Origin of the sequence: Cellulomonas algicola, from assembly GCF_003851725.1 — a bacterium.
Taxonomy (GTDB): domain Bacteria; phylum Actinomycetota; class Actinomycetes; order Actinomycetales; family Cellulomonadaceae; genus Cellulomonas; species Cellulomonas algicola.
In genome coordinates this window covers 1-7,773 of sequence record NZ_BHYL01000165.1, presented here as the reverse complement: position 1 = coordinate 7,773, position 7,773 = coordinate 1, and the positions used below count along the sequence as shown (strand labels likewise).

The window sequence follows — 7,773 nt, the reverse complement described above, 5'->3', positions numbered from 1 at the left end:
CCGCCCGGCCGGACGTGCCGCCGCAGCGGGTGCCGGCGCTGGTCGGCGTGGGGCGCGTGGCGGTCGTGCGGGCCGACGACGCGGCGGTCGCGGACCGGCCGATGTGGTGGCAGCGCACCGACGTGGCGGCGGTCGTGCCGGGGTCGGCCCGCACGGCCGAGCTGCTGGACCTGCCGCTGGTCGACGAGCTCGCGGCGGGCGAGGTCGGGAGCGGCGGCGAGGTCGTCGACGTCCCGGCCGAGGCGCGAGCGCTGCTCCCGGACGCGCCGGCCACGTGGGTCGAGCACGACGACCTCACGGTCGACGGCGCGCCGGTCGACTGGTGGGTCGAGGGCGCGGGCCGGGACGCCGTGGTGCACGCCGTGCACGTGTCCGGGCTCGCCGCAGGGCTCGCGCAGGCGGCCGGGCGGTGGGCGGCGAGGTTCGCGGTCGAGACGGTGCTCGTCGACCCGACGCGCGCGGCTGAGGTCGCGCTCGACGCCGCCTGGGGGCCCGAGGGCTGATCTCCGCCCGCGGGTCAGGCCGCGGCGGTCGCCAGGGCGGTCGCGGTCGCGAGGGCCTCGGGGATCGCCGCGAGGTGCACGTGCGCGACCTCGATGGGCTCGTACCCGGCGGCGACGACGGCGGCCGTGTCGTTCTCCTCGTGCGCGAGCACCGCGGCGAGCACCGGACCGAGCGGGCCCGTCTGGTCGCGCAGCGCGTCGGCGATGGCCTCGGAGACGCCCGACCGCTCGATGATCGAGTCGATCGACAGCTTGAGGTGCGACGCGACCGCGGAGAGCATCCCGACGACGTACCCGGCGTCGGTCCCGGCGAGCCGCGAGCACGTGAGCGCACGCGTGAGGACGGACCACAGCGGGCCGACGGCGGCGGTGCGCGCGTCGACGAGCGACGCCATGGCGAGCGCGTTGAGCTGGCGCGGGCCGACGAGCACGACGGCCTGACGCACGGAGTCGATCCGCCGGCGCACGCCGCTCGCGGAGGAGTTCACGAGGTGCAGGACGCGCATCGTGAGCTCGGGGTCCGACTCGACGACGTGCACGACGGCGTCCTGGTCGGGGTACTCGGCGGACAGCAGCCGGACGAGCTCGAAGCACTGCACCTCGCCCGCGGAGAGCTGGCGTCCGGCGTCGGAGCGGTGCCGCTCGAACATCGGGCCCTGCAGCAGGTCCGCGCCGGCGGAGAGCGCGGCGTGGATGCGGTCGCGGGAGTCGGCGCGCTCGGCGATGACGTGCGCGCCGCACTTGTGGACGTGCGCGACGAGCTGGTCGAGGCGGTCGGCCTGCGCGGCGACGTCGATCTTCACGTAGTCGACGATCGAGAGGAACTCGTCGTGCGCGGGCATGCCCGTGTAGTCGCCGAGCGCGAGGCCGTAGCCCATGTGCTTGAGCGCGATGACCTGCTCGGCCGCGTCCTCGCCGGACGTCATGTGCCCGGGGATCTCGACGACGACCCCGCCGCCGGCGGGCGGCAGGTCGTGGCCGCCCATCATCACGCGGGTGGTCGCGCGCAGGATCAGCAGCTTGTCACCGGACAGGAGGTCCGGGTCGAGGATCCGGTACTGCGCCTCGACGAGGTGCTCGACCCGGTGCTCAGGCTCGACGGAGCCGTCGGGGGCCATGACGGACGCACGGACCGCGTACCCGAACACGGACCTGTCGGGGTGCACGATCGGCTGGCGGTGGACGACGGCCGATCCGACGTGGGCGGGCGGCTGGTCCAGCTGGTACATGCGGTCGTCCCTCTCCTCCGAGGTGCGAAGTGCTGCTGGTCCACCTATCGGCAGGAGCCGCGCGGAACTGAGGAGACGGGTCCGAGCACGCCCGTCCGGGCGTGCTCGAGGTGGCCCGGCGTCAGCCGACGGGGGCGCGCAGCGGCCAGTCCTCGTCGAGCACGGACTGCACGGCGAGGCCGCGGGCCCGGTCGACGAGCACGGGCGCGAGGAGGTTGGCGGTGGGCGGCTCGCCGGCGGCGCCGGGGTGCACGACGACGAGCACGACGACGTCGGCGGGGTCGGTGTCGTCGCCGAGGACGCCCGGGCGGATCCGCGGGTGGTAGTCGGGGAAGTAGAGCGTCGGGCTGACGACGAAGAGGCGGACCTCGTGCTCGTCGGCGTCGACGGACCGCAGCGCGAACAGCACGCCGGTGTCGTCGAGCGCGTCGAGCACGTACGAGGTGCGTCCGGGCAGGCCCGGCAGGGCCGTGACGAGCCGCAGCTCGCCGGGCACGTCGAGGACGTGGCCGCCGACGGCGACCGGGACGGTGGCGGGGGCGATGTTCATCGGAGGAAGTCCATGAGGCTCGGCTGGAGGACCTTTCCGGCGGCGCCGAGCGCCCCCTTGTAGGCCACCTCCTGCATCTGGATGTCGAGGATCGTCTGCGCGAGGTCGATGTCCTCGATCCCGGACAGCTGCGTCTTGGTGGTGAGCTGGTTGCTCACGATCGAGGTCTGCGCGGAGCCGACCTGGTTCTGCCGGGCACCGACGGACGACAGCTCGGTGAGCATCGCGTCCATCCGGTCGTCGATGGCGTTCAGGTGGGTCGTGGAGTCGCCGCCGCCGCGCAGTGTCGCGGCGACCTGGTCGAGCAGCGCGAACACGGACGTCGCGCCCTCGCCGAAGACCGCGGACCCGTCGGCGTCGACGCGGACCGTGGTGGCGTCACCGACGCGGCGGTCGACGGACGCGCCCGCGGTGCCGGTCCAGCTGTAGTCGGCCTGGAACGCGCGGCCGGCGTCCGAGGTGCCCGCGAAGACGGTGCGTCCCGCGTAGGACGCGTTGGCCTGGTCCATGAGCGAGTCCCGGACGCCCTCGATCTCCGCGGCCAGGGCCTCGCGCGACGTCGGGCCGAGCCCGCCGTTGCCGCCCTGGATGGTGAGGTCGCGGGCGCGCCGCATGGCGGTCATGGACGACTGCAGCGCCGCGTCGACCGTCGTGAGCCACGAGTCGCCGTCGGTCGCGTTGCGCGCGTACTGCGTGAGCGCGCGCTGCTCGCCGCGCAGGCGCAGCACGTCGGAGGCGCCGGCGGGGTCGTCGGACGGCACGGTGATCTTCTTGCCGCTCGAGAGCTTCGCCTGCAGGTCCGCCATGGACGTGAGGTTGCCCTGCAGGTTGGACAACGTCTGGCGCTGCACGGTCAGGTGCGTCACCCGGGGGATCATCGCGTCACCTTCCGACGAGGCCGGTCTTGTTGATGAGCACGTCGAGCATCTGGTCGACGGCGGTGAGGACGCGCGCGGCGCCCTCGTAGGCCCGCTGGAAGGCGAGCATGTTCACGGTCTCCTCGTCGGTGTCCACGCTGGTCGCCGCGAGCTGCTGCTGCTCGGCGGTCGCGCGGGCGGACTCGGCGACCTTGGCGCGCGAGCTCGCGCTCGAGGCGCGGACGCCGAGGTCGACGACGGTCGAGGACCAGTGGGCGTCGGGGCCGGTCTGGCTGGTCTTGAGCGCGGCGATCGCGTCCCCGACGGTGCCGTCGAGGGGGCCCTTGGTGGGGTCGGCGACGGCGACGTCCGCGGCGGACGTGAGCGCGACGGTGAGGCCGAGCGCGGCGGGCCGGCCGGCCTGGAACGTCCAGAAGTCGCCCGTGGTGCGGCCGTCGGCGGTGACCGCGCCGCCGTGCAGCGTGTTGACCTGGTCGGCGAGCGTGGTCGCGAGCGCGTCGTAGCGGGCGGCGGCCTCGGTGAGCATGCCGCCCGTGCCGGTCGCGTCGGGCGGGGCGAGCACGGACAGCAGCCCGGCGACGCGGCCGCCGTCGAGGCCCGCGCTCTGCGTCGGGCGCTCGGCCCAGACGACGGTGACGGCCTGACCGGCGGTGGCCTGCGCGAAGGACGCGGCCCCCGTGACGGCGAGCTCGTGCACGCGCTTGCCGGACACGAGCGCGTTGCCGCCGACGAGGACGTCGACCTGGCCGTTCTCGCGGGTCGTGGCGCTCGCGCCGACGAGCGACGAGAGCTGCGTGACGAGCTGGTCGCGGCGGTCCATGAGCTCGTTGGCGGTGCCGCCCGCGTTGGTGATCTCGAGGATCCGGGCATTGAGGTCGGCGACGCCCGCGGCGGTCGTGTTGACCTGCTCGACGAGCCCGGCGGTGGTGGTGCGGGCCTGCGTCCACTGCGTCTGGACGGAGGTGTAGAGGCTCGCGATGCGGTCGGCGACGGCCTTGGAGTCCTGGAGGACGACGGCGCGCGCGGCGTTCTTGTCGGGCGTGTTCGACAGGTCGGACCAGGCGCCCCACATCGTCGAGAGCTGGCTCGCGAGGCCGGTCTCGCCGGGCTCGCCGAGGCTCTTCTCGAGCACGCCGTACGCCTCGGCCCGCGCCGACAGGTACGACGCGCCCGCGGTCTGGGTGCGCAGGCGCAGGTCGAGGAACACGTCACCGAGGCGTTCGACGCCGGTGACGCGCACGCCCTCGCCGGCGCCGTTGTTGACGGAGAACATCGACGGGACGTTGGCGGAGGGGAGGGCCGACAGCGACGCGCGCTGGCGCGTGTAGCCGACGGTGTTCGCGTTGGCGACGTTCTGCCCTGCGACGTCGAGGGCCTGCCGCTGCGCGATCAGGGAGCTCAGCGCGGTGCCGAGGCCGGAGAAGGTGCTCATGCGGGTGGGGGTCTCCTCAGAAGGTGCGGTCGACGAGGCGCGCGGCGGGTGCGGCCGCCGCGGTCGTGCCCGCGCCCGTGTACGTGTGGACGTCCTGCAGCGTCGCGAGCGTCTCCTGGGTCGCGCGGTGCGACAGCGCGAGGAGCTCGCGGTTGCCGTCGGACAGCTGGGCGATCTCGGCGGCGAGCGTCGCGAAGGCGTCCCGGTGCGCGCGCAGCAGGTCGTCCCAGGGTGCCGGTGCGGCGGCGGCGATCTCGGCGAGGCTCGCGTCGCCGGGCAGGCCGAGCGTGACGGCGGCGAGCTCGGCGGCGAGCGCGCGGCCGAGCTCGGCGGTGCGGATCTCGTCGAGCACCGTCTCGACCTCGCGGGTCGCGTGCCCGAGCCACCGCGAGCGCCCGCTCGTGAGGATCAGCTGCTCCTCCTCGAGCTTGAAGAGCAGGAGCTCGAGCAGGTTCCGCTGCTGCCACAGTGCGTCGGAGAGCCCGTTGAGGGGCATGGGGGTGTCCTCCAGGTCCTGCCCGCCGGGGTCCGTCGGGCGTCTGCTCCCTCCATCGGCACGGGTCGGGCGATTGTGACGAGTTCGCCGGAGATCGCGTGGTCCGGGGGTGGGAGCGCTGTCACACCATCGGGTCACCGGCGTGTCGTCGAAGCGGTTGCGGACTCACCCGTCCGGTGCGCCTGGAAGCGTCCGAAAGGTCCCGCAGGGCCATTCGGGTGTGATGCGCGTCACACCGATTGCCTGCGGAAACGCTCTCATGAATCGTTTCTGGGTGTTCCCCCAGGACGAACCGGACCGTCCTCCAACTGGGCGCGTGTCCAGTCACGGGTGAACCGGAACCCATGACTCAAGGGTGCTGCCACCTGGGCCGAACGAGTGCAGGTGAGCAACAACACAGCGGCGACCGACGAGCTCGTCACGACGCACCTGCCCCTCGTCGGGTACGCGGTCAGCGAGATGCTGCACCGCGTCCCCCCGACCGTCTCGCGCGACGAGCTCGCGTCGGCCGGCAGCCTCGCGCTCGTCCTCGCCGCACAGGCGTACGACCCGGAGACCGGCGTGCCGTTCGCCCGCTACGCCTCGCTGCGCATCAAGGGCGCGCTCGTCGACGAGCTGCGCTCGATGGACTGGGCGTCCCGCGGTGCCCGGCAGCGCGTCCGCGAGCTCGCCGCGACCACCGAGCGGCTCACGAGCGTGCTCAAGCGCAAGCCGACGCGTGAGGAGCTCGCGAACGCCATGGGCGTCGACCTCCGCGCCGTCGACGACGCGACCCGCGACGCCGAGCGCCGGGTCCTGTCCATGGACGCGACCGAGGGTGCCGTCGCCGACCTCGTCGTCGACCGCGAGCTCACGCCCGAGGAGAGCGTCCTCGCCGACGAGCGCCACCGCTGGCTGCGCGCCGCCGTCGTCACGCTGCCCGACCGCCTGCGCACCGTCATCGAGGGCCTGTTCCTCCAGGACCGCAGCGTCGCCGACCTCGCCGCCGAGCTCGGCGTCACGCAGTCCCGCATCAGCCAGCTGCGCACCGAGGCCCTCGGCCTGCTGCGCGACGGCATGAACGCGGGCCTCGACCCTGACCTCGTGCCCGCCCCCGAGCGCGCCGACGGCGTCGCCGAGCGCCGCCGTCAGTCCTACTTCGCCGCCGTCGCCGCACGCGCCGCGCTCGTCACGTCGATCCCGACCGCCGACCGGCTGTCGGTCGTGCCGAGCCAGCGTGACGTCGTCGCCGCACCCGACGGCACGCCCGTCGCGGCGCGTCTGCGCGGCGCCTGATCCCCGGCGGCCGGCGCAGGCGAGGGACCGTCGGAAAGTTCTTCGACGCAAACCCTCACCGACCGTCGGAACCCGCCGATCTGCAGGGTGTGCCCACGGATGGGCCGCTCCGGACCCGAATCAAGGAGGAAGAGAACCATGGGTCTCTCGATCAACCAGAACATCGCGGCGACGAACGCGTACCGCAACCTGTCCAACACGCAGAACGACCTCTCGAAGTCGCTCGAGAAGCTGTCCTCGGGCTTCCGCATCAACCGTGCGGCGGACGACGCGGCCGGTCTGGCGATCTCCGAGGGTCTGCGTTCGCAGGTCGGTGGCCTCAAGGTCGCCGCCCGCAACGCCCAGGACGGCATCTCGGTCGTGCAGACCGCTGAGGGCGCCCTGACCGAGGTCCACTCGATCCTGCAGCGCGTGCGTGACCTCGCGGTGCAGGCCGGTAACGACTCGAACAACGCCGAGGCGCGCAAGAACATCGACACGGAGGCCACGCAGCTGGTCGACGAGCTCGACCGCATCGCCGCGTCGACGAACTTCAACGGCACCAAGCTCCTCGACGGCTCCGCCGGCGGCGGCTCGGGCAAGCTGACCTTCCAGGTCGGCGCCGACGGCGACACCAACAGCCAGATCCAGGTCGACCTGTCGGGCGCCAACATCAAGACGATCGCCGCCGACCTCACCACGGGCTCGCTCGCGACCGGTGGCACGAAGTTCGACGTCGACAACACCGCGGTCGCCGCCGGCAACTACACGTTCTCGGTCGACAACGGCTCGGGCGTGACCAGCGACGTCGTCGTCGCGATCTCGGGCGCCCAGGCGACCGCGATCTCGAACGCGACCACGGGCAGCGTGCAGAAGTTCGCCGACGCCCTCGCGGCCGACACGAACTTCGCGGCGAACTTCTCCGTGAACGTCGTCAAGGACGCCAACGGTGCCGCGACCGGCATCGAGGTCAAGGCGCTCAACGGCGGGACCGTCGCCGCGGGCACCGACCCGGGCACCGGTGTCGACAACGGCGCCACGGTCGCCAACACGACGGCCGGCCTGGACTTCTCCTCGGCCACCGCCGCGCAGGCGTCCATCACGAAGATCGACGAGAAGATCTCCTCGGTCTCGACGGCTCGCGCCAACCTCGGTGCGCTGCAGAACCGGTTCGAGCACACGATCAAGAACATCAACGTCTCGGTCGAGAACCTGTCCGCGTCGGAGTCCCGCATCCGCGACACCGACATGGCGTCGGAGATGGTCTCCTTCACCCGCGCGCAGATCCTGTCGCAGGCCGGCACGGCGATGCTCGCGCAGGCCAACCAGATCCCCCAGGGCGTGCTGTCCCTCCTGCGGTGATCCACCCGGTGACCACCCCCCGACCGGGGACGGCCACCACCTAGAGCGCTCCGGTGGCGGGCGGGCCAC

The 7,773-nt window shown here is 73.1% G+C and carries 7 protein-coding genes and 1 pseudogene; 3 read left to right on the top strand and 5 right to left on the bottom strand.

All coding sequences use genetic code 11. The features are described from left to right. A pseudogene (locus tag CTKZ_RS11390) lies at nucleotides 1–503 on the top strand (sacsin N-terminal ATP-binding-like domain-containing protein); the annotation flags it as partial. A gap of 14 nt (nucleotides 504–517) precedes the next feature. On the opposite strand, the gene CTKZ_RS11385 reads toward CTKZ_RS11390, so the two are convergent. The 5 genes from CTKZ_RS11385 to flgN form a co-directional block, all read right to left on the bottom strand. Further along, nucleotides 518–1,732 carry an EAL and HDOD domain-containing protein gene (locus CTKZ_RS11385; protein ID WP_124343054.1) on the bottom strand — a complete coding sequence of 405 codons (1,215 nt, stop codon included), beginning with the start codon at nucleotides 1,730–1,732 and terminating at the stop codon, nucleotides 518–520. Between the two features lie 121 nt (nucleotides 1,733–1,853). Continuing rightward, nucleotides 1,854–2,282 (bottom strand): flagellar assembly protein FliW, encoded by a 429-nt coding sequence (locus CTKZ_RS11380; RefSeq protein ID WP_124343053.1) that lies wholly within the window; start codon nucleotides 2,280–2,282, stop codon nucleotides 1,854–1,856. Further along, the gene (flgL, locus tag CTKZ_RS11375; protein ID WP_124343052.1) at nucleotides 2,279–3,160 is read right to left on the bottom strand and encodes a flagellar hook-associated protein FlgL; all 882 of its coding nucleotides are present in this window, start codon (nucleotides 3,158–3,160) and stop codon (nucleotides 2,279–2,281) included. The genes CTKZ_RS11380 and flgL overlap by 4 nt, the downstream gene beginning before the upstream one ends. A gap of 4 nt (nucleotides 3,161–3,164) precedes the next feature. Continuing rightward, nucleotides 3,165–4,592 carry a flagellar hook-associated protein FlgK gene (flgK, locus tag CTKZ_RS11370; RefSeq protein ID WP_124343051.1) on the bottom strand — a complete coding sequence of 476 codons (1,428 nt, stop codon included), beginning with the start codon at nucleotides 4,590–4,592 and terminating at the stop codon, nucleotides 3,165–3,167. Between the two features lie 16 nt (nucleotides 4,593–4,608). Next, nucleotides 4,609–5,088: a flagellar export chaperone FlgN gene (gene flgN / locus CTKZ_RS11365; RefSeq protein WP_124343050.1), complete on the bottom strand. Its 480-nt coding sequence runs from the start codon at nucleotides 5,086–5,088 to the stop codon at nucleotides 4,609–4,611. 384 nt (nucleotides 5,089–5,472) lie between these two features. On the opposite strand from flgN, the gene CTKZ_RS11360 reads away from it, so the two are divergent. Both CTKZ_RS11360 and CTKZ_RS11355 read left to right on the top strand, forming a co-directional pair. Continuing rightward, nucleotides 5,473–6,363 (top strand): sigma-70 family RNA polymerase sigma factor, encoded by an 891-nt coding sequence (locus CTKZ_RS11360; protein WP_124343049.1) that lies wholly within the window; start codon nucleotides 5,473–5,475, stop codon nucleotides 6,361–6,363. A 138-nt stretch (nucleotides 6,364–6,501) separates the two neighbouring features. Beyond that, nucleotides 6,502–7,704, top strand: a complete 1,203-nt coding sequence (locus CTKZ_RS11355) for a flagellin N-terminal helical domain-containing protein (protein ID WP_124343048.1) — start codon at nucleotides 6,502–6,504, stop codon at nucleotides 7,702–7,704. Nucleotides 7,705–7,773: the final 69 nt, after the last annotated feature.

Excerpts from the sequence above, each read along its gene's own strand:
- CTKZ_RS11385 (WP_124343054.1), bottom strand. The coding sequence starts at position 1,732 with ATGTACCAGCTGGACCAGCCGCCCGCCCACGTCGGATCGGCCGTCGTC.
- CTKZ_RS11380 (WP_124343053.1), bottom strand. The coding sequence starts at position 2,282 with ATGAACATCGCCCCCGCCACCGTCCCGGTCGCCGTCGGCGGCCACGTC.
- flgL (WP_124343052.1), bottom strand. The coding sequence starts at position 3,160 with ATGATCCCCCGGGTGACGCACCTGACCGTGCAGCGCCAGACGTTGTCC.
- flgK (WP_124343051.1), bottom strand. The coding sequence starts at position 4,592 with ATGAGCACCTTCTCCGGCCTCGGCACCGCGCTGAGCTCCCTGATCGCG.
- flgN (WP_124343050.1), bottom strand. The coding sequence starts at position 5,088 with ATGCCCCTCAACGGGCTCTCCGACGCACTGTGGCAGCAGCGGAACCTG.
- CTKZ_RS11355 (WP_124343048.1), top strand. The coding sequence starts at position 6,502 with ATGGGTCTCTCGATCAACCAGAACATCGCGGCGACGAACGCGTACCGC.